Origin of the sequence: Devosia litorisediminis (assembly GCF_018334155.1) — a bacterium.
Taxonomy (GTDB): domain Bacteria; phylum Pseudomonadota; class Alphaproteobacteria; order Rhizobiales; family Devosiaceae; genus Devosia; species Devosia litorisediminis.
Map to the genome: position 1 here is coordinate 247,200 of NZ_JAGXTP010000002.1, position 25,373 is coordinate 272,572.

A 25,373-nucleotide genomic window follows, 5' to 3' on the forward strand; every position below is an offset into this window, starting at 1 on the left:
TAACCCATGACCAATATTATTGCTTCCCAAGATAGTCGGATCGCCATCGTGGTGAGCCGTTTCAATCAAGATGTGACCGATGGCCTGCTCTGGGGTGCCAGGGCCTGCCTGGCCGAACATGGCATCGCGCTGGCCGAGACCGACGTATTGTCGGCGCCCGGCGCCTTTGAAATCCCGCTGATCGCACAAGCCCTGGCCAAGTCTGGCCAGTTCGACGGCGTGATTTGCCTGGGCTGCGTGATCAAGGGGGACACCGCCCATTTCGAATACATCAGCCAAGCGGCCAGCTCGGGCCTGATGGCGGCTTCCTTGTCCACCGGTGTGCCGCTGAGCTTTGGCATTCTGACAACCTACACCGATGAACAGGCCGCTGTGCGCAGTCGCGACGACGTTCACAACAAGGGGCGAGAGGCGGCTCTGGCCTGTCTGGAAGCGATCCACACCCTCGCAGCGATCAACCAGTTCTCTGGTGCGGCCCGATGACCGACTAGCCTCATGATCTGAAGCTCGGCGCGGCCGGTACCATCCCCACGTCGCCAGAACAGGAGCGGAGATCGGACTGCTACATCGACATGCTTTACGCCACCCGTTTAAACGCTCCGAACTGCCCCCCCACCGTGCCTTATCCGGTAGCCCGAATTCGCCCAATCGCTGCTTCTCATGACAATATGCGAGTGCTTGGTTGTGCGGCGCAGAGAACCGACCGCGAACGACCGGAATGGGGACGGTTGTACCTTGGGGCGATTTTCTGCTGAACGGCGGCTATCGTCATTCAGGTCCTGACAGCTGCCGGTCCCCAACCGGCCCCATTCTTGCCATTGCCCGGATTCCGATAAACGGCTGAGTGGGGGCCGCAAGCGGGCCCGCGGCTTGTGAGAATAATCGATACCGTATCCGCCGTCTCATTCTCTGGTTCCGCGCCTACCAAGCCAACGGCCTCATGCTGGCGGGAAGTGCATGGTTGGTGCGGTCAGACATTTTGCATTTGTGTTTGAGCGCTAGGCCCCAAACTTATCCGGTTGTGGGAACTTGACATCACATTTGTCCTAATCAATAGATATGCATCAATGTTGGGGGCTGATGGCGTGTTGTGGGGGACGAAATTAGACGCGGTGACCCGGCACGGGGCGGCCCAGCTGTTGTTGTGGTCCGCATTTTACTACCAGCTTCCCGCCCTATTGCCCCATATGACAGGCGGTGAGCTGTCCTTCAGTGGTATCTCAGGTGCTGTCACCGCCGCGATCCTGGTCTGGGCCGTGCTCATCCCCGTGGCAGGGCGGTTGGTCGACCACGGCCATGGAGTTGTCATGATGCGCCTCGGCGGTGCTCTGGGTGTCGCCCTTCTGGTGCTGATGACCGTCGTGCCCTATGCGAGCGTGCCGCTGGTGATTGTGGCGTTGGGCGTGCCGATGGCCGCCACCCTCTATGACCCCTGTTTCGCGATCCTGTTGCGCACGACCGGACTGGATGCCAGTCGCGCCATAACCACAGTGACGCTGGTGGCGGGCCTTGCCACCTTGCTCAGTTTTCCGTTGGTCATGCTGATTGCCGCCGCATGGCCGTGGCAGGGCGTGGTGCTGGTCTTCGCGGCAATTGCAGCCCTTGGCGTTGCCAGTATCCCCGGCCAAGCCAATGCGCAGGCGTCCGTCCTTTCCGCTCCGGCGTCGCCTGAGAAGCCGCCGCATCGCACCAGATTTGATGTAGCGCTGATTGCCGTGCCATTCGGGCTGGCCATGTTCACCCATGCGGCGCTGTTATTCCTGCTCCCACTGGCATTGCTGAAAGTCAGCAGTGACAACAGCTGGGCCCTCTATTTGCCCGCCATTCTGGGCCCTGCCCAGATTGCCGGGCGCTTGTTGTGGCGCCGCCTGGCGCCGCGAAGTCAGCCCAAGAGTGCGGCGAATGCCATGTTCGCCCTGTTGCTGTTGCCGCCGCTGATCTTGCTGGTGGCGCAATCGCACTGGATGGGGGTCTTGCTGGCGCTGCTAGTGCAAGGTGGGCTCTATGGCATCCACACCGTCTTGCGCCCGCTCGTTGCCGCTTCAGTGCTGCCGCTGTCCAGTCTGGGTCAGACACTTGGTTCGATAGCGACAATTGGTTTGCTGATGATGGCCGCCGCGCCCGCGCTTGGGGGCGTCATGATGCAGAATCTGGGCTATCAGGGGCTGATCGCATCGCTGTTGGCAGTCAATCTGGCCGCGCTCGGTTTTGCGGTTTTCGGGCAGTTTGAATCGCATGGGAGAGCGAGATGGACCCAGTCATAATTGCCGGCGGTGCGATGACGCCGTTCAACCGACGCAAGGACGGCTCGTCCTGGCGCGACTGGGCCAGACAGGCCTTCGAGGCGGCATTGGCCGACGCCAATCTGGAGCGGTCGGACATTGATGCGCTGGTCGTGGCTAGCGAGAGCGACTTCTTCACCCTGCAACTGAACCCGGCCAGCGTGCTGGCCGATGATCTGGCGCTGTTTGGCAAGCCGGTGATGCGTGTCGAAGGTGGCGGTGCGTCGGGTCACCTCGCGGTGCAGGCGGCGGTGATGCAGGTGCTTTCCGGTCAGGCGGCCCGTGTCGCGGTGCTTGGTGTCGAGGCGCTGGCAGCCCATCTGCCCGGCACCACCGTGTCCGCTCTCTACGGGCTGTCGTTCGACGCCTGGACGGACGGAATGACTGGCGTCGATTCCACCGCGCTTTATGCCTTGTCCGCTCTGGCATTTCAGGAGCGAACCGGCGCCAGCGAAAGCGACTTCGCCGCAGTGGCCGTACGCAATCGGGACCATGCGCGCGACAATAAATTTGCGCATCTGCCACTCGAGATCAGCGTGCAGGATGTGCTGTCGTCGCCGATGATTTCGACGCCATATCACCGGCTGGACTGCTCGCCGCTGAGCGATGGCGCGGCCTGCCTCATTGTCGGGCGCGGCGCGGGTCTGCCACACGCTGGTCGCGATCGTGCCCGGCTGGTCGGCATGGGTGCGGCCAATGACCGCGTCCGTCTGGGCGAGCGGACTGACCCTGGATATTTCGGTGCCAAGCAGATTGCTGCGGCGCGCGCGATTGGCAGCGCCGGCGGGGCACTCTCCGACATCGATATCGCCGAAGTCTATGACAGCTATTCTGGTGCGCAGTTACAGGCCATCGAAGCCCTTGGGCTGAGCGACCAGTTGCTCGCGGATGAACGCGCGGGACGCTTTGGCGCGCAGGGCAGTCTGCCGGTCAATCTCTCCGGTGGGCTGCTGGGGCAGGGCGCTCCGGTCGGCGCAACCGGAGTGGCGCAGGTGCTCACCATCGCCCGCCAGCTCGAGGGCCGATATTGGGGACGCAGGCCTGACCGGACACCCCGCCGGGGATTGGTCGACACCCATGGCGGTATCGCCACGCTGTGCGCCGTCAGCATTGTGGAGGCACCATGAAACGCCAGATGGTTTTGGACTACACGTTGGTCTTTGGCGCCTTGGCGCCCTATGCCGAGGCGGTACGGGCTGGCGAGGCGTTGGCCAGTGTCTGCCAGCACTGCGGCCACACCGCATTCCCCGCCCGCATCGTCTGTCCGCAATGCACCGGCAACGTCATCGCCTGGAAGAAGCTTTCGGGTCGCGCCCGGATTTTGCAGCGCACAGCGGGGCCGGAACAGACGTTTGCGCTGGTCCAGTTCGACGGCGCAGAGACCCGCTCAATCGTGCGGCTGCACGCAATTGATCCTCACCTGTCACACGGGCGGCTGATCGCCCCGCACGATGAACTCATTGGCTTGTGGCTCGGCGCCGATGCGCCTGATGCCAGAAAGGAAGACTAGATGCTGAACGACCTGAATACCGAGGAACTCGCCAAAATTGGTCTTGTGCGCGGCGAAACAGGCCTGTCGATCAGCGTGCCCGATGATGCCAACATCTATGCAATGACGGTGGGGGCGCAACTGGCCGCGGGCAATGGCGAACGCCTTGCCATGATCTTTGAGCAGGCCGATGGCGTCACGCGCTGGACCTTCAACCAGATCGACCAGGCAGCCACCGCTCTGGCGGCGCACCTGCGCGGGCTGGGCCTTGGGCGCGGCAGCCTCGTCGCGCTGCATACCGGCAATCGCCCGGAAACCGCGATCGCCCATATGGCGATCTGCAAGCTTGGTGGCACGGCCGTCACCCTGTCCCAGCTCTATGGCCCCGATGCCCTCAGCCATGCGCTCAATCACAGCGAAGCCAAATGCCTGCTGACCATAGAAAAGGCCTGGGCGCCGCTGCGCGGTACGGCGGCCGCAGACTTCACCCATATCGAACATGTGCTGGTGGCAGGCTCGGCAGGGCCCGAGGCAGATCTGACCGACATTCTGACCGGTCCGGCGCCTGCCGATTTCGTGCCGGATCTGACCGGCGCCAATGACCCGGCCCTGCTGATGTATACCTCCGGGTCAACCGGCATGCCCAAGGGCATCCTGCATGGTCATCGGGTACTGGCTTCATACCGGCCCTCGATCAATCTGTTCTTCAACCTCGCGCTTGAGGACGAAGATGCGGTGTATTTCTCACCGTCCGACTGGGCCTGGGTCGGCGGCTTGCTGGACATGCTGTTTCCCGCCTGGATGGCAGGCCGCCCGGTAGCGACGGCCGAGTCACGGTTCAAGGCCGACTGGGCCTATGATTTCATGGCGCGCCACAAGGTCACCCACACATTCCTGCCCCCGACCGCGATCAAGCGGCTGGCCGACACTGAAAACCCGCGCGGCAAGCATGACCTGTCACTGCGTGTCATTTGCACAGGCGGCGAGGCCTTGGCGGCTGAAACGCTAACCTGGGTGGAGCGTGAACTGGGCGCCGTGTGCAACGAGTTCTACGGCATGACTGAGGTCAACCACCTGATCGGCAATTGTCAGGCCATGTACCCCCGTCGTCCCGGTTCGATGGGCGTTGCTTATCCGGGGCATGATGTCCGGCTGGTCGACGACAATGGTGTGGAAGTGGCGCGCGGCGAGGAGGGCGAGATCGTCACTCGGGCCGACGCCCCGACCCGATATCTGGGTTATCTTAAGAATGCCGAGAAGGAATCTGAACTGCGTCTGGGCGAATGGATGCGGACCTATGATCTGGCCGTACGTGATGCCGATGGCTATTTCTGGTACAAGGGCCGCAGCGATGACTTGATTAAGTCATCTGGTTTCCGCATTGGCCCCGCCGAAATCGAGGAATGCCTCATCGGCCATCCTGCGATTGCTGAAGCCGCTGTTGTCGGTAAGCCCGACAAGGATCGCGGCAGCATCATCAAGGCCTTCGTGCAGTTGGCGCGTGGCTTTGAGCCCTCCGACGAACTCACCGAACAATTGCGCGACCATGTGCGCAGCCGGCTGGCGCCCTACAAGGCACCGCGCGAAATCGCCTATGTCGAGGGCTTCGACATGACGTCGTCGGGGAAAATCAACCGCAAGAAGCTCCGTTTAGCAGAAATCGACGCCCAAGAGCATTGACGCCGCCAATTGGTACATACTAATCTGTAGCTATCAATTTGGAGGTCCCATGAAGTTCGGTATCCATGCAGGCCTTTGGCAACGCGCCTGGAGCGATGATCCAGCGCCGATCATGCGGCAAGCCAAAAGTCTTGGCTTTGACGGGGTCGAGCTTTCCCTGCTCGGTGTCGGTTTGACAGATGCGGCAGCGCTCCGGACCTTGTCTGGCGAGCTTGATCTGGCGTTGACCTGCTCGACAGGTCTGGGCGCTGGCGATGACCCTGGCTCGGCGGATCCCGAGCGTCGCGCTGCAGCGATTGCGACGCTGACCAATGCTGTGCGCACGGCGGGTGCAATGGGCGCGGGCAATCTCTCCGGAGTGGTCGCCAGTCCCTGGGGTTACTACGAGCCGGCGCGCAAGGCCGAACGTGCGAAGTACGCCGCGGAATCCCTGGCCAAGCTTGACTCGATATTACGTGAAGAGGGCGTCGTTATGGGGATCGAGGCGCTCAACCGCTTTGAGTCCGATCTGACCAATACCGCCGCCGAGACGCAGGCGATTGCCGTTGCCACTGGCAGCCAGAACATCGGCGTTCTGCTCGACACATTTCACATGAATGTCGAAGAAAAATCACCGCCAGCGGCCATCGTCGCGACCGGTAAGTCACTGGTGCATTTTCACATTTCCGATAACGATCGCGGCGTGCCGGGCTCCGGCCATTACGACTTCAAGACGACCGCGCAGGCGCTGAGCCAGATCGGTTACACCGGTTGGGTGATGGCCGAAATGTTCGTCACCGCGGGCAATCCCAATAGTGCGGACGTCAATATCTGGCGCAACATTGAAGCGGATCCGACCGAGGCAGCGCGAGCCACGTTGTCATTCATGCAAAGGATTTTTTCCTGATGACTGTGGCACAACAGTATTTTACGCGGCTGCTGGCCAGCATCACCGCCCGCAAGGATGAGCTCAATGCGCTTGATGCGGCCTTGGGCGATGGCGATCACGGTACCACTATGGTCCGCGGGCTGACCAAGGCGGCACAGGCCGAGCCGGGTCTGGGTGCCAAGGCTTTCATGCGCGCCTCTGGCGGGGCGGCCGGGACGCTGTTCGGACTGGTGCTCGTTGCCATCGAGCGGCACCTGGATTCCGGGGCAGATCTGGCGGCCGAGCTTGCGCTGGCCGAAGCGCGCATTTGCGATCTGGGTCAGGTCAAGCCGGGCGACAAGAGCATGATTGACGCGCTGACACCCGCTGTTGCGGCTCTGAAAAGCAGCGGTCTGGACGCCGCCATCGAAGTGGCGCGGCATGGGTGTGAGGCCACCATTGTGCTCGAGGCGCGCCGCGGACGCGCTCAATATGTCGAAGGCAAGGGCAGGGGCCATCAGGACCCTGGCGCGACATCGATCGTGATCTTGTTTGAAGTTCTGCGCCAAACCCAGGAAAACCTATGACCAAGCTCTTCAACAGCCAGGAGACGATGGTCGACGATATGATCGACGGCTTTGTTTCCGCGTTTCCCCAGGTCAAAAGGGGGCAAATCGATCCGCGTGTCGTCGTCCGCAGCCGGGCACGTAAGGACCCCGACCAGAAGGTCACCGTGCTGATCGGCAATGGATCGGGCCACGAGCCAATCGCCATGGGATTTGTCGGTCAGGGCCTGCTCGACGCCAATGTGGTTGGCGACGTCTTCGCCGCTCCTTCGGCTGATCTCATTCTGGACGGTATTCGCGAAGTGAACGGGGCGGCCGGTACGCTGCTGTTGATCTCGCAGCACTCAGGCGACGTGATCAATGGCCGTGCCGCGATCATGCTCGCTGACGACGAGAAGCTGAACGCCCGGGCGCTGCTGATGTATGACGATGTCGCCTCGGCGCCGCCAGAACGGCGGCAGGATCGGCGCGGCGCGCCCGGCACCATGTTTATCTACAAGATCGTCGGCGCCGCCGCTGAAGCTGGGCTGGACCTTGATGGCCTGATGGCGCTGGGCGAAGCGGTGCGTGATCGCACGGTGAGCCTTTCGGCGGCCATCTCTCCTGGTATCTCGCCATTGACCGGCAAGCCCATGTTCAAATTGCCGGAAGGTGAAATCTTCATCGGCATGGGCGTGCATGGTGAGCCTGGTGCAGGCCGCATGCCGCATGGGCCGGTCGACAGACTGGTCGAGACCATCGTCGACAAGCTGCTGCAGGATCGCCCCATCGCTGCGGGCGGACGCGCCGCCGTCATCATCAATGGCATGGGCGGCACCACCCTGATGGAGCTCTACACCATCTGGAACGAGACGAGCAAAGCGCTGGCCGTGCGCGGGATCACCGCGATTGCGCCAATGGTAGGAAGCTTTGTCACCACCCAGGAAATGGGTGGCTTCTCCATCTCGCTGCTCGAGCCAACTGAACAGATGCTGGACTACTGGTGTGAACCCTCCGACAGCCCGGCCTTCCCCAAAGTTTCACTGCTGACCCAGGAGGCACTGTCGTGATGCCCGCTCCTTTCAAATCCCAAGAGCTCATCCACGGCGTGGCCGTTGACCAAGGCAGTGGTCTGGCGGCGGCAATTGCCGCAGCTCGTGGCGCTGATGCACGCGATGATGACCTCAAGACCTTCAAGCGGATCGTTGTAGAAACGGCCAGTCCCTTGGCGACGACCCTGCTGGTCGACTCCAATTACGGACCCCAATTGCTCCCACACATGGCGCCATCCTGCATTCCGATGCTGGCGTTTGAAGCCGATGTTTATCACATCGCTGATGAGGACCGGATCACCCGCTTGCCCGATGATCTGAGCGTGGAACAGTTTCCCGCTCTTGGCGCACCAGTACTAAAATTCTTCCTGTATTACGGTCCAAACGATCCTGCCGAACTGAACCAGCGTAAGTTCGATCTGGTGCGCTCGATCGGTGACCGATGTCGCGCACAGGGCACTACCTTCCTGTTCGAACCCATCGTCTATGATCGCGCTATATCGGATGGCACATCGACGGAATTCGCGCTGCTCAAGCCCAGCCTCGTGCGCCGGGCCGTCGAGGATTTCGTCAATCCTGATTACAAGATCGACATTCTCAAGATCGAAATTCCGGTCACCCTGGATTTCGTCGAGGACTTCGGAACGGCAGCAATGAGCCGCCGTGACGCCGAAGCGGCAATAGTGGATGTTTCCAATGCCGCTGGTGACATGCCGTTCCTCTATCTGAGCGCTGGCGTCACATTCGAGCGCTTTATCGAGGGCCTGTCGTTCTGTAAATCCAGCTCGGGCAAGGCGGCGGGCTTCATGTGTGGGCGGGCCCTGTGGAGTGATGCCATCGGCGTTTTTGGCGCTGATGGCGGCAGCGCCATGGCCAAGTGGATGGAAACAACAGGCCGTGACCGGCTGGCCCGCATGGGCGAGGCCATTGCATGACCTTGCTGGCCCTTAACCCGGACGTTTCAGCCTTTCTGAACGCAGTTCAGGGACTGCGCATCGGTGCCGAACAGGTGCAGGCACGCCAAACCATCACCGTGCTGAACCCATCCACCGAGGAGCGGTTGGCGCAGGTGGCCTGCGGCGAAGCTGACCATATCGATGCTGCCGTTGACGCGGCACGCTTAGCGCTCTCAGGTCCCTGGGGCACCATGTCCAGCCATGACCGCGGGGTGCTGATCTGGCGGCTGGCCGATGCGATTGAAGCGCGCAAGGACATCTTCGGACAGCTCGATGCGCTCGATAACGGCAAGCCGTTCACCAAGGCCCGCGATGTGGATGCTGTCTATTCCGCTCGCCATTTCCGCTATTTTGCCGGCTGGGCCAGCAAGATTGAAGGGCGCACCATTCCGGTTTCCGATCCCGGGCGGTTCAACTACACCCGCGTCGAGCCTGTAGGCGTCTGCGGCCTTATTACACCTTGGAACTATCCCACTTTGATGGTGGCTTGGAAGCTGGCGCCTGCACTGGCTGCCGGCAACACTATTGTCCTCAAGCCTGCCGAACAGACACCGCTCAGTGCGCTATATCTGGCCGATCTGGCGCTGGAAATCGGGTTCCCGCCCGGCGTGCTCAATGTCGTGCCGGGTCTGGGTGCTGGCGCTGGTGCGGCTCTGGCGGGCCATAAAGGGGTCGACAAGATCGGCTTTACCGGCTCGACCGAGACCGGTCGACGGATCGTTGCTGCGTCGACAGGCAATCTCAAGAAGGTTTCGCTCGAACTGGGTGGCAAGGCCGCCAATATCATTTTCCCCGACGCCGACATCGAAACGGCAATCGAGGGGTCGTTCTGGGCGCTGTTTGGCAATAACGGGCAATCGTGCACTGCCGGTGCCCGTCTGTTTGTACACTCGTCCATCCGCGAGCAGGTCGTTGCCGGTTTGGTCAAGCGCGCCAAGGCGCTTTCGGTTGGTCCCGGCATGGACGCCCAACAGCATGATCTGGGGCCCATCATCTCCCAGCAGCAGATGGATAAGGTCTTGTCCTATGTCGGCCAGGGTCAGGCAGACGGCGCGCAATGTGTTGCCGGTGGCGAGCGTATTCGCAATGCCGGGTATTTCGTCGCGCCGACCGTCCTCGATGGGGTGACAGACACCATGTCTGTTGCCCGCGAGGAGATCTTTGGACCCGTCATGGCCGTTCTTTCGTTTGACGATGAAGCCGAAGTTCTGCAGCGCGCCAACAATACTGAATTTGGTCTGGCCGCCGGTCTGTGGACCAATGACCTGTCACGTGCCCACCGCATGGCGGCTCGGCTGCAGGCCGGTACGATCTGGGTCAATACCTGGGGCGATACCGATGCGGCGTCGCCCTTTGGCGGCATGAAGCAAAGTGGCTACGGCCGCGAAATGGGCCAGGAAGCCATCGCGCTTTACTCACAGACCAAGAGCGTATGGCTTGGTCTCAGGGAATCTGATTTGATCTAATCAATTTGTTTCTTTTGAAAGGGTGATCAGGTGGAAAGCAAGTCGGTTCCAAAATATCAGGCCGTGCATGACGAGGTGCTGAACAGGCTCGATACTGGCATGTACTCGGTGGGCACGCGCTTGCCCACGGAAGACGCGCTCGCCAAGTCGTTTGACGTCAGCCGGGTCACGGTGCGCAAGGCGCTCGATATGCTGGTGCAGTCTGGCTACGTCACCGCGCGCCAGGGCAGCGGCTATGTCGTTTCCACGCTGTCGCCGCCATCCTCGACCTGTTTGGTGTCGTTCACCGACCAGGTGATAGGCGAGGGGCGGATACCCGGTGCCAAGCTTTTGGGCATTGACGCCCCGGCTAAATCGGTACCGCCAGAAGTTGCTGCCGTGTTTGACGGTGAACTGACCTTGATCCGTCGTCTGCGCACTGTCGATGGCGCGCCGGTCATGCTGGTGCGCACCTGGGTGCCAAGCCATCTCGTGCCCGACATTTCCGCCGCTGACCTGCCCGAAACAGGTCAGAACCAGTCGATCCTGCGCATTCTGGGGCGTCGCTTCAAGATGCAGTGGACCCGTGCCTGCGAGGTTATCAGTTCACTGATCGCGGACGCCGAAGTTGCCGAATTGCTGGCTGTCCAGCCCAATGCGCCTATTCTTTCACAGGCCTGTACGGCATTTGACGAAGACCAGAAGCCGGTCTTTTACGACCAGGTCTTCCGGCAGTCGCCCATCACCTACAATCTCGACAAATCAGCCCCAACACGAACAGCCGGAAACTCGGCGGGAACCTCTGTGTAATGACCTTTACCATCGGCCTGATCAAAGCATCGTTGCCCAGCTATTTTCCGGAAAAGCATGGTGTCTTTGAACAGGCCGAATCCGCGCTCGGACGCCTTGCAGCGGAAGAGGGCGCGCAACTGGTTGTTGCGTCGGGTGTGCCGATGGATGCATCGCAGGCGCGGCAGGCCATGGATGTGGTTCTCGCACAGGGTGCCGATTTCGTCATCCTGCTGCATGGTGGCTTCACCATGGGTGACGTGGCTCGGGTCCTGGCGAGCTATGATGTGCCTTTGGGATTCTGGGCAACGCCCGAACCCAGTCATGAAGGCGACATCCAGCTCAACAATTTCGTCTCGCTGAATATGAGCATGTCGATTGCCCGCGGTGTCCGCGATCTTCAGGCGTCGCCAGTCCGCTGGTACTTTGGGGCGCCCGATGACGCGGCGCTACAGGGTGTGTTGCGACAGACAATCCAGGCGCTGGGCATGTGCACAGCGCTGCGCGGCTCGCGGATCGGCGTCGTTGGCGGTCTGGCACCGACCTTTTACAATATGGCAGTGCGGGAAGAGGAGCTGTTCAAGCGGCTCGGCGTCGAAGTCGAGCATGTCGACATGCACCAGCTCACCCAGGCGATGACCGGTTTTGCCGGCGATGCCGTAGCGCGGGAACTGACCGCAATGGCAGCAGCAGCCGATGTGGATGGCGTATCAGATGCGCAGATGAATCTGACCGCGCGCATGGTTCTGGCACTGCGCGAACTGGCAAAGGCCAATCGCTATGATGCCCTTGCGGTTTCCGACTGGCCGGCGCTGCAGCAGGATCCCGGCTTTCATCCGGGTGCCGCTTTCAGCTGGCTGGAAGAACACGATCAAATCCCCGTCGCCTCGGAAGGCGATGTCATGGGTGCGGTAACCCAGCTTGCGGTCAAGGCCATGACCGGGCAGGTCGGTTGCCTGCTCGACATGACCTCCCCCCAGCTCGCCGAGGACCGTATCCTGATGTGGCATGGTGGTGGTGGCCCGCTCTATCTGGCAGAACGACGGGCCCGATGGATCAACCATCCAATGATCGGACGCGGCACCGAGCAGGGGCCGATCTATGGCGCCATCGCAGACTATTGTTTTGCGCTGGGTCCGGTGACCGTGCTTCGAATTGGGCGTAGCGGTGCGAGCCGGTTCAGCTTTGAAGCCCAGGTCATCAAGGCGCCGGAATCCGGCTTCACCGGGTGCAGAGGCTGGGTCTCCGGTTTTGCCGAGAACGGCGAAACGCGCAGCGCCCACGACATTGTCGGCGCCGTGCTCGACCATGGCGTAGAGCACCATTTTGTCCTGGTTTCTGGGCATTGGAATCAGGTTCTTGCAGAATTTGGCGAGTGGTCAAACCTCGTCACTCTGGACATCGCCAAGCGGGAAAGAAACATCGGCCTTTCTCCGCGCCAATAGGGCGTTTGGAGTTGACAGGACAGAATTTTCCGCATTAATTTGTAGTATCGAATTGGATACAACCAATTCACTCTTAGGGGAGGGCGCGCGTGACCGAAGTTCGGCTCAATGCGGTTCAAAAACGATTTGGTGCCTTCACGGCAATCGAGTCCATTGATCTCGATATCAAGTCCGGAGAGCTGGTTGCTCTGCTGGGTCCCTCCGGCTGTGGCAAGACGACAACGCTGCGCATGATCGCCGGGTTGGAAGCGCCGACCAGCGGCGAGGTGCTGTTTGACGGCAAGGACGTATCTGACGTTGCCGTGCAGAAGCGCAATGTCGGCATGGTCTTTCAGCGCTATGCGCTGTTCCCCCACATGACAGTCGAAAAGAACGTCACGTTTGGTCTGGACGTGCGTGGCCTGCCCAAGCAGGAAATCAACGAGCGGCTCGAGGAAATTCTCGACGTCGTGCAGCTCAATCAGTTTCGTAAACGCTTCCCGGCGCAGCTCTCCGGCGGCCAGATGCAGCGCGTTGCCATCGCACGCACGCTGATCACCAAGCCATCCGTTCTGATGATGGATGAACCGCTGGCAAATCTGGACACCAAGCTGCGCGGCGAGATGCGACGCTTCATCCGCGAACTACAGAAGCGTCTGGGCATTACCACAATCTTCGTAACTCACGATCAGGTCGAAGCCATGGAGCTGGCGGATCGGGTGGCGGTGATCTTCAACGGCAAGCTCGCCCAGTTTGGCGCGCCGCAGGAGCTCTATCAGCAGCCCAATTCTACTGAAGTTGCCGACTTTATGGGGGCCAGCAACATTTTCAGCGCCAGGCTCCTGGCGGCTGATCGGGCAGAAGCCTCCTTCGGCATCATTGAGATCACCCCGCAAGCGGGGCTCACCACTGGTGCCGATGTGCATGTGATGCTGCGCAGCGAAGGCATCGATCTCTACCCACAGGCTGAGGCGCCGCAGGGCACTCAAAACTTGATTTCCGGCCAGATCAAAGCGCGCGAGTTCTTCGGGGCGTCGGTCCAGTATGTCGTCAGTGCCGGTGGCGCGGACATAACCGTCGCCGAACAATCCCGTCGCCTGCTCGATGTTGGCCAGCCAGTTATTCTCTCGGTCCAGCCGGACCGGGTGTGGACCATCGCCCGTTAGAAAAGCGAACGAAACAGAAAAACGAATGTTTTCAATGAGGAGGAAAGTCAATCATGCGTAAGATAGCACTAGGCGTTTCAATCGTCGCGATGCTCGCCACTGGCGTCGCACAGGCACAGGATCCGGCAGCGACAGAATTCCGCAAGGGCTTCCTCGCCGGCAGCCTCGACTGGTCTGCCGTCGCCGAGCGCGCCAAATCCGAAGGTACTGTGAACCTCTATTACTGGGGTGGTAGCGATCCACTCAATGTGTGGATGGACAGCATTGTTGCGCCAGCGATGGCCGAACTGGGTGTGACGCTCAATCCCGTTCGCATCACCGGCACCAAGGACGCCGTTGATCTCGTGCTGGCCGAACTCGGTTCGGGCAAGATGGTTGGTGAAGGCAGCGTCGACGCAATCTGGCTGAACGGCGAGAACTTCTCGACCCTGAAAAAGCAGGACGCTCTGTTTGGCGCGTTTGCTCCGTTGCTGCCCAATGCCAAAAACATTGAGTGGGACGAGACAGATCCCCGCTCGCTGCTCAACCTGCGCGACTTTGGCGTGCTCACCGGCGGCGCAGAAGTGCCATGGTCTGGCGAGCAGTATGTTTGCGCCGTCAACGCTGATCGCGTCAGCGCTGAAGACGTACCGCACTCCTTTGATGGCTTGCAGACCTATCTCGAAGCCAATCCGGGCAAGTTCATCTACGTTAAGCCGCCGCACTACATCGGCAACACCTTTGTCCAGGAAGCGGTCTATGCACACAATCCTGATGGCACCGGCGCAGCCCCGTTCCAGCAGTCGCTTGACGAACTGGGTGCTGCTGAACTGGCTCGTCTGATCGCACCGGGTCTGGAATACCTCAAGAACATCGAGCCACTGCTGCTCGGTGGTGACAGCGGTACGCCACGCTATCCCGAAGATTCCAACGCGCTGGATGGCCTGTTCCTTAACGGTGAAGTGAACTTCAACTGCAAGTTCGGTCTTTATGCCGTCGCCACCGGCCTCAGCCAGGGTACCTATCCTGAAGCGGCCCAGGAGTTCGTGTTTCCCGAAGGCAACATGATCAAGAACAAGAACTATCTGGCCATTCCAGCCAATGCTCCGAACCCCGGTGCAGCCCTTGTTCTGGCCGATTACATGTCGACCGTTGAAGCGCAGATTTCCAAGCTCGAGTTCACTGGCATGCCAGCGGGTATCGATCCCTGGTTGCTCAGCGACGAAGATGCTGCAGCTCTCGCTGCTGCCTCGCCAGGCCACACCGGTCTGCAAGCAGCCGATCTCGACGCCAACATCGCTCCAGACACCAATGCGACCCTGGTCGATGTGATCGAAGCTACCTGGCTCGAATACATCGAACGTGACAGCACGGACTCGATCGAAACGATCGTGACCCGCGCTGCGGAAAACCTGAACCAGTAGTGCAATTGGTGGCCCGGCTGCAGGCCGGGCCACCTGTCTTCAATTTCGTCCCGGAAGTTTGATATGGCACGCTCCCAAGAAAGCGCACTGAGGGAAAAACTGTGGCTATGGCTGCAGCTCTCCCCGGTATTGCTCATCCTCGCTGTGCTCTTTGGTGGCGCGCTGGTGCTAGCCGTCGTGCAATCTCTGGGCTTCGCCCCTTGGTTCGGCGTCAACACCTTTCCCAGCTTCCAGTATTTTGGCGCGCTGTGGGGCTCAGCCTCATTCTGGGAGTCGCTGTGGCTGACGCTCTACTATGCGACTGTTTCTACGGTGATCGCATTGGCCATGGGCATCGCGCTCGCTCTGGCGCTGGTGCGCACTTTTCCCGGCAAGCAGCTCTACAAATACATCTACAAGCTGCCCCTGATGATCCCCTATACGGTGGGTATCGCCCTGGCCGTGATCATGCTGGGCAATGGCGGCATGGTTTCGCGACTGGCTGCGTTCTTTGGCTTCATTTCTGATCCCTCACAGTTTCCGCAAATCCTCAAGACCCATGCGGGTTGGGGCATTATCGCTGTCTATGTCTGGAAACAGGTGCCGTTCATTACCCTGGCAATCTATGCCGTCATGCTGGGTGTTGGGCGCGAGACCGAAGAGGCCGCCGCCATTCTTGGCGCCAATCGCTGGCAGATCCTTTCCCAGGTCACACTGCCCCAGATCATGCCCGGCGTCGTCTCGTCGACCCTGATTTGCTTTGCCTTCAATGTGGGTGCCTTCGAGGCCCCGTTCATCCTGGGTGGTGGCTTCCCCGATACGCTGCCCGTAGTGGCATGGCGCTATTTCAACGATGCGGACTACACGCTGCAACTTCAGGGCATGGCCACCGTGGTGTCCATTGCGCTGGTCGCGGGCATAATCCTGTTCACCTACCTGGCCATCTATCGCCGCTTTGAACGCAAGATCGGGAGAAACTGATGGCCCGCAAATTTTCCAATACGGCGCTGAACAACCAGCTCTCGGGCTTCCAGAAGATCTATCTGATCCTCATCGTCGGGTTCATTCTGGGACCATTCTTGCCGCTTATCATTCAGAGCCTGGCCTTCCGCTGGGCCTGGCCTGACCTGCTCCCCAGTACGTGGTGGATGGATCAGCGCGAAATCTCCAAGCTGCCGCTTGCATGGGACTATGTGCTCTCGCCCTATAGCCGCATTCTGGAAGCGACCATCAATACCGTGCTGATCGGCAGCATCGTCACCGTGATCTGTCTGGCCATCTGCCTGCCGGCAGCGCGCGTTCTCGCTCGGGAGAGTTTTCGCGGCAAATCCGCCTTCGAGTTCTTCCTGTCCCTGCCACTGATCGTCCCTGAGGCGGCAATCGGCATCGCATTGCTGATGATCTTCATCCGCATGGGCATTGCCGGCAGCTATGTCGGCATCATCATTGCGCACCTCATTCCCACCATTCCCTACATGATCCGCATGCTGACCGCGGTTTATCAGGGCCTGGGCAAGGATTTTGAAGAACAGGCGATGATCCTGGGCGCGAGCCGTTGGCAGGTTATGCGGCTTGTCACGCTACCCATGCTGCTGCCCGGCGTAGTGGCGGGTGCCCTGTTCACCTTCCTGGTGTCCACCAACATCTTCCTGCTCACCTTCTTTCTGGGGCAGGGGAAGATCATCACCTTGCCAACCCTGCTGTTCTCAAAGATCGCGGGCGGAACACTGGATGCGTCAGCAGCCGGCATCACGCTGGTGGTGACCCTGCCAGGGGTGGTCCTGCTCATCATTTCCGAGCGCTTCATCAAGGAAGAAGCCTTCGGCAAGGGCTTCGGCAACTAGGATTTCGATATGTTAGACCAGTCTGTGCTCGCGCGCTTTCCCAAGCTGTCCGCAGAGCTCTATCAAAGCCGTCTCGCCCATCCCGGCCATGCCGCCCGCGTCATCATCGACACCGACACTGCCAATGAGATAGATGATCAGTATGCGCTGGCCTGGGCCTTGCTCTCTCCTGATCGCGTGCGGCTTGAAGGCGTGACGGCAGTGCCGTTCTCCTTTGCCCACCACAAGAAAGACCTCATTCGATCGGTGGCCATTCTCAAAAGAGGTGGTCCGGAGAATCCTGCTGAAGAGAAGTTCATGGGTGGTCTGTCCGGTTGGGCGCAGCGCATGGTCGATACCGGACGCGATCCGAACCAGACGCTGTTTACGCTCCCCGACGAAGGCGCCGAACTGTCCTATCAGGAAATCCTGCGCGTCTTTGCCAAGTGCGGCGTGGATGCCCACGGCAAGGTGTTCCGGGGGGCTCCCGGTTATCTAGAGAGCTTCGATGCGCCTCTCGATACCCCGGCGGCACGATTCATCATCGACAGCGCCCGCCGTCGCGAGGATGGGCCGGTCTATGTGCTGGCCATGGGTGCGTTGACCAATGTCGCCTCGGCCCTGCTGCTGGCGCCCGATATCATCGACAATATCGTGGTGGTCTGGACCGCCGGTTTCCCAACCTATGCACCATTCTCGAACCTGCCATCGCTCAATTTGGTGCAGGACAGGTTATCCTCCCGCTTGCTGTTTGACTGCGGTGTGCCGCAGGTCTATCTGCCAGGCTATCACGTCGGTGCGCAGCTCAAGATTTCACTCCCCGAAATGGAGCGCTTCGTGAAGGAGCAGGGTGCCATTGGCGACTATCTGCACCAGCTCTACACCAACAATCCGCTGCATGAGATGTTCGCCATAACCGGCGCCGAGGCCAAGACCTGGGTGATCTGGGACATGATCAACATCGCCTGGCTACTCGACCCGGGCTATGTTTCAACCTTTGACACCCAGTCGCCCAGCCTGGACGAAGACTTATACTGGCGCCAGGACAGCACAAGGCACCCCATGGTCGAGGCGTTTGATCTCAACCGCGATGCGATCTTCGAGGATTTCTACCGTTGCCTGAGTAAGGCCCCTGCCTAGGTGTCTTGGTTTTGCGGTGCCGTGATTGAAGAAGGTCGGTACCACCCCGACTGACATATCTCCAAACTGAGTTGGGCACCGGAATGACCATAGTTGATCTGTGCCAGCTCATGCTGGTCGCCGGCGCCGCCGCCTACCTGCAAACCCTGACCGGCTTCGCCTTTGGCCTGGTCATGATGGCCGCCATAGCCTTGCTGGGGCTCATTTCGCTGTCCGACGCCGCGATTGTCGTGGGCATCCTGTCCCTGGTGAACGCGGTCCACATTCTTGTCAGAGGATGGCGGGAGGTCGCCTGGCCCGCATTCTGGCTGGTGATTGGCCCGACGCTGGCTGCAACCATCGCTGGCTATGCCATTCTTGAGCATGTGGCCGCTGCAAATCTGGCAGTGCTACAATTGGTCCTGGGCCTGGTGATTATCGCGGCAGCCGCACAACTCCTCCTCAGACCTCACCCATTGGCCGAGCCATCACCCCCACGGCACTTCATTATGGCTGGTGCCGCCGGAGGTCTGCTCGGAGGGTTGTTTTCAACGGCGGGTCCGCCTCTGGTCTATCTGTTCTATCGCCAGCCCATGGCGGTTGCGACGATCCGGGTAACGCTGGTCCTGGTGTTCACAGTCAGCATTCTGTTGCGCACGACGATGGCCGTTGCGACTGGTGGCTTTCCTTATGCCACGGTGTGGTGGAGCCTGCTGGCAATCCCCGCCATTCTGCTGGCCACTGAAATCGCCCATCGATGGCCCCCCGCGATGGCACCCAATACCCTACGTCGGCTAACATTCGGATTGCTGCTGGCTTCGGGGCTCAGCCTGAGCGTTCAGGCGCTGCTCTAGCGATCACCGTTCTCGGCGATGCTCAAAGACGCTTGGCGAACTATCGCCGCAATGTTCCCTATTGTAATGTCTTGGCACGATGCGGATATGATCCAGTGCCTTGGGGTTAGGCTTTGAACGCTTCGCGAGCAGTACAGGCAGTTTTCAAGACGCGCGCCATTTTGCTTGTCGCGTTGGTTGCTCTATGGACTGCCGGCGCTGGTTTGCATCACGTACCAGATGCCCAGGCACACACCATCGACGTCGCGGATATCGCCTCGCATCACACCTCCCAAGAGAACGGTGACACAACGGTGGACAGCCGTCTTGATCGTTGCTGTTCAGGAATTTGGTGCGTTGCACTATTGCCCCGAACAGAATCAGATTTACGGTCCGTAGGCTGCGAAATTGCCGCTTCTTCGCCACTGGTAAACGCCGCTACTGCGATTTCGAACCGTCTTGAGCGCCCGCCGAGATCCGCCTGATTTTTTGACGTTGCTCCAACATCGAATCAGGAAATCAAGATGAAACGAAGAGACTTCGTAAGATTGCTCCCTCTTGCTGCCGGCGCGATGCTGGCCAAGCCAGGATACGCTCAGCAATCAATATGGGATATGATGTCCCGCAGCCGCACGCTCGACCAGACCGATCGCGAAACGCATAGCGTCGCGGCGTTACAAGCGGTGGATACGAATGAACCTATCCTGTCGTACGACACTGCCAACAACCTGCAATTCGCTATCGCACAGTATGAGCCGTTCGTTCTCGCGGGCGGTTGGGAACAGGTGCCGCAAGAAGCGTATGGACTAAACATCGGCAACGCTCGCGATGCGGTAATTGCGCTCAAACGTCGGTTGATATCGTCGACGGACATGCCGTTGACCGAGCGCATAGACGACAGATTTGATACGCCGCTGGATGCCGGCCTACGCAGGTTCCAAGCACGGCATGGGCTGCTGATTAGCGGCCAGGTGGATGAAGCCACCTGGTATGCACTAAATGTGCCGGCCGAGGCTCGCTTGCACCAGCTGCGCCTGAACCTGTTACGGGTGCAGGCAATGGCCCCGAAGCTGGCGGATCGTTACGTTGTGGTCAACATTCCTGCCGCGTCAATTGAGACCGTCGATGCCGGCAAGGTTTCACGCCGACACACAGCCATCGTGGGTCGCATAGATCGGCAAACCCCAATTCTCAAAAGCCGTATTCACGAGATCAACTTCAACCCGTTCTGGAACGTCCCGGTCAGCATTATCCGACGTGATCTGATCAAGTACATGAATGAGGACGCCGATTACCTGACCAAGCAGAATATCAGGATTTATGATGGACAGGGCAAGCAGTTACAGCCCTCCGACATCAACTGGCAAACTGAAGATGCGGTCAACTACAACTTCCGCCAGGATCCTGGGCCAAACAATTCCATGGGAAATGTGAAAATCAACTTTCATAACCGTCATGCAGTCTATCTGCATGATACACCGACCAAGGGATTGTTCGGAGAGAACGCACGCTTCTATTCATCTGGCTGCGTTCGTGTCGACGAAGTTCAAGATTTCGTTGAGTGGGTGCTGCGTGACAATGGCGATTGGGCAAGACCTGAGATCGCTGGCATTTTCGCCAGTGGCGAGCGCAAGGACGTCGCGGTGAAAAATCCTGTCGAACTTCACACCACTTATATTTCGGCATGGGCCAATCGCCAGGGGACCGTCAGCTTCCGCGATGACGTGTATGAATTCGATATGGCGGGCAAAGTAAATCTCGAGGGATAGCCTTCAGAATAGGCGTGAAGGACCAGATTATCTGGCTCTCCCGCCTGTCGCCAATATGTTGACGATCGCGATCGCGAAACGCCTCAGCCGGCATTGAACTTGCTCTGGTGCGTGCGGTCTCGCCGCTTTGGGCGACTGGCACATTCGCCGTCCAAAGCCGCTTACCAAAAATGGAACCGAAATGAACCGCTTTACCCTTTTCCTTCTGTCATCAATTGCCTTGCTGTCCGCACCCGCCGTTCGTGCTGATAGTCACGGTGTTCCCATATCCTCACTGGCGCATGCTCACGGTATAGCCTTCGCAACGAACCCGGCGGCCGGTGTGATCCTGGCGACGCACCACGGGGTCTACAATGTCGATGACGCAGGTCAGGCAATTTTGATTTCTCAGCCAGACGATTTCATGGGGTTCACTCGTGTTCAGGGAGACCGCTTCATAGCTAGCGGACACCCCGTGCAAGGCGGCAATATGGGCGTTCTGTTATCCGAAAATGCGGGAGCTGACTGGGATCGCATCGCCGATGGCAGCAATGGCCCAGTCGATTTCCACGCGATGAGTGTCAGCGCTGCTGACCGGCAGACGGTCTATGGACTTTATGGGGGGATCCAGGTCAGCCAGGACGGGGGGGAGAGCTGGACCCAGACTGGTCCCGGTGCTCCCGACACGATCGATATCGCAGCTGCACCTGACTCTCGCGGATCCGTCTACGCAGGAACCCGTTCGGGCCTGATGTTCAGCGACGACTTTGGTGCAAGCTGGGCACTTCAAGGGCCCGAGGGCGTACCAGTCACGGCAGTAGAGGCGAGCTCTACGGGAACGGTGTATGCGTTTTTTGCCGGCGCGGGCCTGTTCGCTCGGAACTCTGACGGAAAGTGGTCTGCTCTCTCAGAGAGTTTCGGAAACCAAGTGATGCTGCACATCGCTTTGGACGAGGCCTCGCCAGACCGCATGGCATCGGTGCTCGACGACGGCTCGGTTCTGCTCAGCTCAGACGGCGGTGTGACCTGGCGCGCCTTGGGGTCATGATTGCTTTGCGGGCCGCCATTGTCGCGGCATTTCTGACGACGCCAGCTTTTGCCCAAGCCACACTGCCCGATGGGACGGCCCTATATCGAGACAATTGTGCGAGCTGTCACGGTGCAGATCTGAAAGGCCAGCCAGACTGGATGTCGCCCTTGCCTGATGGCAGGCGTCGGGCGCCCCCGCACGACGCCTCGGGTCACACCTGGCATCATTCAGACGAGCAATTGCTAAGGATAATCCGAGATGGGTTGGGCGCCATAGCGCCTGGCTATGAATCCGACATGCCGGTCTTTGGTGAAACACTCTCCGACGCGGAAATCATGTCGATACTGGGGTTCATCAAGCAAGGCTGGCCGGAGCGCGAGCGGCGGTACCAGCAGGAACGGTGAACCAGACGCTACGCCGGCCCGCCGCCGCTTAATGGCTGCAGGGGGGCGGCCGCGGCGCCGTAGATTTGGCAGTGCAACCATCTTGACCTTGCCACGGTTGTAACCACTACATCGGTCGCTGAATGACACCAAAGGGGATACCGGTCATCTGCAGAATTGGCACGCTATTGCTGGTCACGATGCTGTTTCTTGGACAGCTGATTGCGTTCGCCCCAGCGCACGGCGCAACCGTGAATGGCTCAGGTCAGCCAATTGCGGCATCGGCGATGCCGCATGTAGAACTTTCCCCAATGCTGTCGATGTCTGACCATGAAGACGGGACAATTCATCATTCTGGGGGAGCACACTGCATCGGGTGCGCGATTGTGGCGCCGTTGTACAGCTTTGGGTCCCGGTCGGTTAAGCATTCACAGGTCATTCCTTTCGTCCAGATGCTCGCACATTCGGTTCAGCTTCCCCACTTCCGCCCGCCCATAGCTCCGTTCGATTGATGTCACTCCGGCATATGCCGGACACCTCTTTTGATGGAGATTCACATGAGCCTGAAGCTCTCACGCCGAGCATTTCTCGGTTCTGCGGCCATTGCTGGTGCCGCCACTATCCTGCCGTCGCGATGGGCCCTTGGCGCCTCGCAGTCCAAGACCCTGGCGATCGAAAAACGCACGATCGAGGTTCTTGGCAGAGCTGCCAGTGTTTACGGCCTTGCTGGACCAGACGGACGACAAGGTTTGTTTCTCGGGGCCGATGAGCCGTTCACGGTCACCCTCGATAACCAGCTGGATGTGGACAGCATCATCCACTGGCATGGTCAGACACCGGCCCCCGATCTCGATGGTGTCGCGGACACAGGCTACGTCGGGCCCTTGGCTTCGGGGGAAATGCGAGAGTACGATTTTGCGCCACGACCCGGCACCCATTGGATGCACTCCCACCACGGACTCCAGGAGCAGCGCCAACTTGCTGCCCCGTTGATTGTACGGACACGCGAAGACGAAGCCGCCGACGTGCAGGATGCAACCGTGCTGCTTCATGACTTCGCTTTCCGCAGCCCGGAAGACATTCTCGAAGACTTGGTAGGCGCGACCGCAAGCGGTCAAGATGGCGTGTCCATGGGCGGCATGATGGGTGGCATGATGATGCCGGGAATGAACAACGCCCCCATGATGGGTGGGACCTCCATGATGGCCATGGATCTCAATGATGTTGAATACGACGCCTATCTGGCCAATGACCGGACTTTAGAGGATCCCGAGGTCATTCGGGCTGAGCGCAACGGTCGAGTGCGGCTGCGATTGATCAACGGGGCGGCCTCAACGGCCTTCTGGATTGACCTTGGTGCCACGCAAGGCACCGTGATTGCTGTGGACGGCAATGATGTTGAACCAGTCGAGGGGTCTCTGTTTCCCCTCGCCCAGGCCCAGCGGATCGACTTGTTGATCGATGTTGCTCCCGGCTCAATTGTGCCAGTCTTTGCGCAGCGGGAAGGTGGGCGGGAACGCACGGGGGTAATCCTCGCCGCGCCCGACGTTACCATTCCCAGGTTTTCCGAGCTCGCAGACAATGACATCGGACCGGTCGACCTATCGCTTGAGGCTGTACTGCGCGCCAAATCAACCCCGGGAGCACGTTCGAGTGCCAAGTCGTCAGTCATGCTGATGGGCGCCATGTCTCCCTATGCCTGGAACATCGATGGCAATTACTGGCCCGATACCCGACCAATTGAGGTGAGGCAAGGCGAGCGCATTGAGCTTGAAATGATGAACCACTCCATGATGGCCCATCCGATGCATCTGCACGGGCATCACTTTCAAGTCACCAATATCAACGGGAAACCTTTGGCTGGTGCGATCCGCGACACGGTCGTTGTGCCGCCCATGGGCCGTATTTCAATTGCATTCGACGCCGATAATCCAGGCAGATGGTTGTTCCACTGCCACAACCTCTACCACATGGCGACCGGCATGATGGGCGAAGTCCGATACGTATAGCCTGACCCATGGGGTTCCGGGCGGCGGTATGACTGCGCGGAACCCGAGCCAGCACCCCAACACTGCACAACAAGGAGGCTCTCCATGAGCTACGCAAAATTTGCGGCAATGATCCTGACGTCTACCATCGTCATGTTTGGCCTGATGTACCTGAATACTTTTGCACTCGACCACATCTTCTGGAGCCAGACCCGCGGCTGGATGGCACTGTTGATGGGCGCCGTAATGGCCATCATCATGCTGCTGTTCATGCTCTCCATGTACAAGAACAAGGCCGTGAACATCGCCATATTGGTGGGCGCAGCTGTGATCTTTGCTGGCTCGCTCTGGTTGGTTCGCAGTCAGCAGACTGTCGGCGACGTGGACTATATGAAGGCCATGATCCCTCACCACTCGATAGCCATTCTGACCAGTTCCCGCGCTCACATTAAAGACCCGCGCGTGCGTGAGTTGGCTGATGGCATTATTGAGGCTCAGGTGCGTGAGATAGCCGAAATGAAACAGCTGATCGCCGATCTCGAGGCCAATCCGCCGGCGGCAGGTGCCAACGAACTGCCGCCGACTGTTCCCACTCAATAGCTCTACTAGGCGTCGCTCCTTCAACTGGGGGCGGCGCTAGTCTTTGATGTCCAGCAGGTAGGTGGCCATGTCATCAAGATGTTTGGAAAGCAGGAATCTGGTACTGCCGTGCACCACGTCAGCCATGGAGCCTCCAAGTGTATCTCCATCTGGCAGAACGCCCGTTTTCAACGCCGAAACGAGGTTTTCTTTCGTCCACCCATTAGCCAGCAGATCATGCGACGTTATTGAAGGGGATGCACCGCCGTCCTGCATAACAGGATCACCGCTGAGGTCTCCTTCAGGCGCCAAACCACCGGCGAGATTTCGCGGAGAATGGCACGCCGCACAATGTGTTGGTCCCAAAACAAGATACCTGCCCTGGTTCCAGGCCTCAGATCGCGAAGGGTCCTCTTTGTAGGTGTAAACTCTTTCAAACAGTGACCGCCACGGCTTTAACCCTAGCCGGATATTGAACGGGAACTTGACGGCGTTGGGCGTTGACGGCGCCGCTACGGCAGGCACCGCTTGAAGAGCTTCCCAGATATCGGCGAGATCCCGATCCGTCAGACTGGCGTAGAACTCAAAGGGAAACGCGGGGTAATAGGATTCCCCGTCCGGCGACACGCCTTGGCGTACCGCGCGTGCGAACTGCTGAAATGTCCAGCGTCCGATGCCATACCCGGCATCCGGGGTGATGTTGGGGGCGTAGAAATTGCCAAATTTTGATTCCAGGGCCGCTCCACCAGACATTGGTTTCCCGCCTGGCGCCGTGTGGCAGGTTACGCAGCCCGCCAACCTGGCTAAGTAGGC

At 59.7% G+C, this 25,373-nt stretch carries 24 protein-coding genes; 23 read left to right on the plus strand and 1 reads right to left on the minus strand.

What is annotated here, in order from left to right; genetic code table 11:
• Positions 1-6 precede the first annotated feature (6 nt).
• From ribH to KD146_RS14125, 23 genes are all read left to right on the plus strand, one after another.
• Complete coding sequence (gene ribH, locus KD146_RS14015) at positions 7-483, plus strand: 6,7-dimethyl-8-ribityllumazine synthase (protein WP_212659445.1); 477 nt, start codon at positions 7-9, stop codon at positions 481-483.
• Between the two features lie 584 nt (positions 484-1,067).
• Positions 1,068-2,264 (plus strand): MFS transporter, encoded by a 1,197-nt coding sequence (locus KD146_RS14020; RefSeq protein ID WP_345790825.1) that lies wholly within the window; start codon positions 1,068-1,070, stop codon positions 2,262-2,264.
• Entirely contained in the window at positions 2,249-3,409 is a 1,161-nt protein-coding gene (locus KD146_RS14025; protein ID WP_212659447.1) for a thiolase family protein, read from the plus strand. Before KD146_RS14020 ends, KD146_RS14025 begins: the two co-directional genes overlap by 16 nt.
• Complete coding sequence (locus KD146_RS14030) at positions 3,406-3,792, plus strand: Zn-ribbon domain-containing OB-fold protein (protein WP_212659448.1); 387 nt, start codon at positions 3,406-3,408, stop codon at positions 3,790-3,792. The genes KD146_RS14025 and KD146_RS14030 overlap by 4 nt, the downstream gene beginning before the upstream one ends.
• Positions 3,793-5,451, plus strand: coding sequence for an AMP-binding protein (locus KD146_RS14035; protein ID WP_212659449.1), 1,659 nt, complete (start codon positions 3,793-3,795; stop codon positions 5,449-5,451). It begins immediately after the preceding gene.
• A 49-nt stretch (positions 5,452-5,500) separates the two neighbouring features.
• A complete protein-coding gene (locus tag KD146_RS14040) occupies positions 5,501-6,337 on the plus strand; it encodes a sugar phosphate isomerase/epimerase family protein (RefSeq protein ID WP_212659450.1) in 837 nt (278 codons plus the stop codon).
• Positions 6,337-6,885 carry a DAK2 domain-containing protein gene (locus KD146_RS14045; protein ID WP_212659451.1) on the plus strand — a complete coding sequence of 183 codons (549 nt, stop codon included), beginning with the start codon at positions 6,337-6,339 and terminating at the stop codon, positions 6,883-6,885. Before KD146_RS14040 ends, KD146_RS14045 begins: the two co-directional genes overlap by 1 nt.
• The gene (locus KD146_RS14050; protein WP_212659452.1) at positions 6,882-7,913 is read left to right on the plus strand and encodes a dihydroxyacetone kinase subunit DhaK; all 1,032 of its coding nucleotides are present in this window, start codon (positions 6,882-6,884) and stop codon (positions 7,911-7,913) included. The genes KD146_RS14045 and KD146_RS14050 overlap by 4 nt, the downstream gene beginning before the upstream one ends.
• Positions 7,913-8,830 carry a tagatose 1,6-diphosphate aldolase gene (locus tag KD146_RS14055; protein ID WP_212659453.1) on the plus strand — a complete coding sequence of 306 codons (918 nt, stop codon included), beginning with the start codon at positions 7,913-7,915 and terminating at the stop codon, positions 8,828-8,830. Before KD146_RS14050 ends, KD146_RS14055 begins: the two co-directional genes overlap by 1 nt.
• Positions 8,827-10,317, plus strand: coding sequence for an aldehyde dehydrogenase family protein (locus KD146_RS14060; RefSeq protein ID WP_212659454.1), 1,491 nt, complete (start codon positions 8,827-8,829; stop codon positions 10,315-10,317). The genes KD146_RS14055 and KD146_RS14060 overlap by 4 nt, the downstream gene beginning before the upstream one ends.
• Positions 10,318-10,347: 30 nt before the next feature.
• Positions 10,348-11,106, plus strand: coding sequence for a GntR family transcriptional regulator (locus KD146_RS18510; RefSeq protein ID WP_212659455.1), 759 nt, complete (start codon positions 10,348-10,350; stop codon positions 11,104-11,106).
• On the plus strand, positions 11,106-12,530 hold the full coding sequence (locus KD146_RS14070; protein WP_212659456.1) for an L-fucose/L-arabinose isomerase family protein: 1,425 nt from the start codon (positions 11,106-11,108) through the stop codon (positions 12,528-12,530). The genes KD146_RS18510 and KD146_RS14070 overlap by 1 nt, the downstream gene beginning before the upstream one ends.
• 89 nt (positions 12,531-12,619) lie before the next feature.
• Complete coding sequence (locus KD146_RS18515) at positions 12,620-13,675, plus strand: ABC transporter ATP-binding protein (protein ID WP_212659457.1); 1,056 nt, start codon at positions 12,620-12,622, stop codon at positions 13,673-13,675.
• A 53-nt stretch (positions 13,676-13,728) separates the two neighbouring features.
• Positions 13,729-15,078 (plus strand): ABC transporter substrate-binding protein, encoded by a 1,350-nt coding sequence (locus tag KD146_RS14080; RefSeq protein ID WP_212659458.1) that lies wholly within the window; start codon positions 13,729-13,731, stop codon positions 15,076-15,078.
• 63 nt (positions 15,079-15,141) lie between these two features.
• Positions 15,142-16,038: an ABC transporter permease gene (locus KD146_RS14085; RefSeq protein WP_212659459.1), complete on the plus strand. Its 897-nt coding sequence runs from the start codon at positions 15,142-15,144 to the stop codon at positions 16,036-16,038.
• On the plus strand, positions 16,038-16,901 hold the full coding sequence (locus tag KD146_RS14090; RefSeq protein WP_249327875.1) for an ABC transporter permease: 864 nt from the start codon (positions 16,038-16,040) through the stop codon (positions 16,899-16,901). The genes KD146_RS14085 and KD146_RS14090 overlap by 1 nt, the downstream gene beginning before the upstream one ends.
• A 9-nt stretch (positions 16,902-16,910) precedes the next feature.
• Positions 16,911-18,020, plus strand: a complete 1,110-nt coding sequence (locus KD146_RS14095) for a nucleoside hydrolase (RefSeq protein WP_212659460.1) — start codon at positions 16,911-16,913, stop codon at positions 18,018-18,020.
• Positions 18,021-18,103: 83 nt separating this feature from the next.
• Positions 18,104-18,853: a TSUP family transporter gene (locus KD146_RS14100; protein ID WP_212659461.1), complete on the plus strand. Its 750-nt coding sequence runs from the start codon at positions 18,104-18,106 to the stop codon at positions 18,851-18,853.
• A 503-nt stretch (positions 18,854-19,356) separates the two neighbouring features.
• Positions 19,357-20,601 (plus strand): L,D-transpeptidase family protein, encoded by a 1,245-nt coding sequence (locus tag KD146_RS14105; RefSeq protein ID WP_212659462.1) that lies wholly within the window; start codon positions 19,357-19,359, stop codon positions 20,599-20,601.
• 181 nt (positions 20,602-20,782) lie between these two features.
• Positions 20,783-21,628 (plus strand): WD40/YVTN/BNR-like repeat-containing protein, encoded by an 846-nt coding sequence (locus tag KD146_RS14110; RefSeq protein ID WP_212659463.1) that lies wholly within the window; start codon positions 20,783-20,785, stop codon positions 21,626-21,628.
• On the plus strand, positions 21,625-22,014 hold the full coding sequence (locus KD146_RS14115) for a c-type cytochrome (protein ID WP_212659464.1): 390 nt from the start codon (positions 21,625-21,627) through the stop codon (positions 22,012-22,014). Before KD146_RS14110 ends, KD146_RS14115 begins: the two co-directional genes overlap by 4 nt.
• Positions 22,015-22,550: 536 nt before the next feature.
• A complete protein-coding gene (locus KD146_RS14120; protein WP_212659465.1) occupies positions 22,551-24,002 on the plus strand; it encodes a multicopper oxidase family protein in 1,452 nt (483 codons plus the stop codon).
• 84 nt (positions 24,003-24,086) lie between these two features.
• Positions 24,087-24,581 carry a DUF305 domain-containing protein gene (locus KD146_RS14125; RefSeq protein ID WP_212659466.1) on the plus strand — a complete coding sequence of 165 codons (495 nt, stop codon included), beginning with the start codon at positions 24,087-24,089 and terminating at the stop codon, positions 24,579-24,581.
• Positions 24,582-24,617: 36 nt separating this feature from the next.
• Here KD146_RS14125 and KD146_RS14130 read toward each other — a convergent pair whose 3' ends face one another.
• Positions 24,618-25,313 (minus strand): c-type cytochrome, encoded by a 696-nt coding sequence (locus KD146_RS14130; RefSeq protein WP_249327876.1) that lies wholly within the window; start codon positions 25,311-25,313, stop codon positions 24,618-24,620.
• Between the last annotated feature and the right edge of the window lie 60 nt (positions 25,314-25,373).

What these genes read in the sequence shown, in the direction of transcription:
- KD146_RS14040 (WP_212659450.1), top strand. Translation starts at nt 5,501, where the DNA reads ATGAAGTTCGGTATCCATGCAGGCCTTTGGCAACGCGCCTGGAGCGAT.
- KD146_RS14100 (WP_212659461.1), top strand. Translation starts at nt 18,104, where the DNA reads ATGACCATAGTTGATCTGTGCCAGCTCATGCTGGTCGCCGGCGCCGCC.
- KD146_RS14120 (WP_212659465.1), top strand. Translation starts at nt 22,551, where the DNA reads ATGAGCCTGAAGCTCTCACGCCGAGCATTTCTCGGTTCTGCGGCCATT.
- KD146_RS14090 (WP_249327875.1), top strand. Translation starts at nt 16,038, where the DNA reads ATGGCCCGCAAATTTTCCAATACGGCGCTGAACAACCAGCTCTCGGGC.
- KD146_RS14105 (WP_212659462.1), top strand. Translation starts at nt 19,357, where the DNA reads ATGAAACGAAGAGACTTCGTAAGATTGCTCCCTCTTGCTGCCGGCGCG.
- KD146_RS14095 (WP_212659460.1), top strand. Translation starts at nt 16,911, where the DNA reads ATGTTAGACCAGTCTGTGCTCGCGCGCTTTCCCAAGCTGTCCGCAGAG.
- KD146_RS14045 (WP_212659451.1), top strand. Translation starts at nt 6,337, where the DNA reads ATGACTGTGGCACAACAGTATTTTACGCGGCTGCTGGCCAGCATCACC.
- ribH (WP_212659445.1), top strand. Translation starts at nt 7, where the DNA reads ATGACCAATATTATTGCTTCCCAAGATAGTCGGATCGCCATCGTGGTG.
- KD146_RS14085 (WP_212659459.1), top strand. Translation starts at nt 15,142, where the DNA reads ATGGCACGCTCCCAAGAAAGCGCACTGAGGGAAAAACTGTGGCTATGG.
- KD146_RS14060 (WP_212659454.1), top strand. Translation starts at nt 8,827, where the DNA reads ATGACCTTGCTGGCCCTTAACCCGGACGTTTCAGCCTTTCTGAACGCA.
- KD146_RS14070 (WP_212659456.1), top strand. Translation starts at nt 11,106, where the DNA reads ATGACCTTTACCATCGGCCTGATCAAAGCATCGTTGCCCAGCTATTTT.
- KD146_RS14025 (WP_212659447.1), top strand. Translation starts at nt 2,249, where the DNA reads ATGGACCCAGTCATAATTGCCGGCGGTGCGATGACGCCGTTCAACCGA.
- KD146_RS14130 (WP_249327876.1), bottom strand. Translation starts at nt 25,313, where the DNA reads ATGTCTGGTGGAGCGGCCCTGGAATCAAAATTTGGCAATTTCTACGCC.
- KD146_RS14030 (WP_212659448.1), top strand. Translation starts at nt 3,406, where the DNA reads ATGAAACGCCAGATGGTTTTGGACTACACGTTGGTCTTTGGCGCCTTG.
- KD146_RS14020 (WP_345790825.1), top strand. Translation starts at nt 1,068, where the DNA reads ATGTTGGGGGCTGATGGCGTGTTGTGGGGGACGAAATTAGACGCGGTG.
- KD146_RS14110 (WP_212659463.1), top strand. Translation starts at nt 20,783, where the DNA reads ATGAACCGCTTTACCCTTTTCCTTCTGTCATCAATTGCCTTGCTGTCC.
- KD146_RS14055 (WP_212659453.1), top strand. Translation starts at nt 7,913, where the DNA reads ATGCCCGCTCCTTTCAAATCCCAAGAGCTCATCCACGGCGTGGCCGTT.
- KD146_RS14080 (WP_212659458.1), top strand. Translation starts at nt 13,729, where the DNA reads ATGCGTAAGATAGCACTAGGCGTTTCAATCGTCGCGATGCTCGCCACT.
- KD146_RS14035 (WP_212659449.1), top strand. Translation starts at nt 3,793, where the DNA reads ATGCTGAACGACCTGAATACCGAGGAACTCGCCAAAATTGGTCTTGTG.
- KD146_RS14050 (WP_212659452.1), top strand. Translation starts at nt 6,882, where the DNA reads ATGACCAAGCTCTTCAACAGCCAGGAGACGATGGTCGACGATATGATC.
- KD146_RS14115 (WP_212659464.1), top strand. Translation starts at nt 21,625, where the DNA reads ATGATTGCTTTGCGGGCCGCCATTGTCGCGGCATTTCTGACGACGCCA.
- KD146_RS14125 (WP_212659466.1), top strand. Translation starts at nt 24,087, where the DNA reads ATGAGCTACGCAAAATTTGCGGCAATGATCCTGACGTCTACCATCGTC.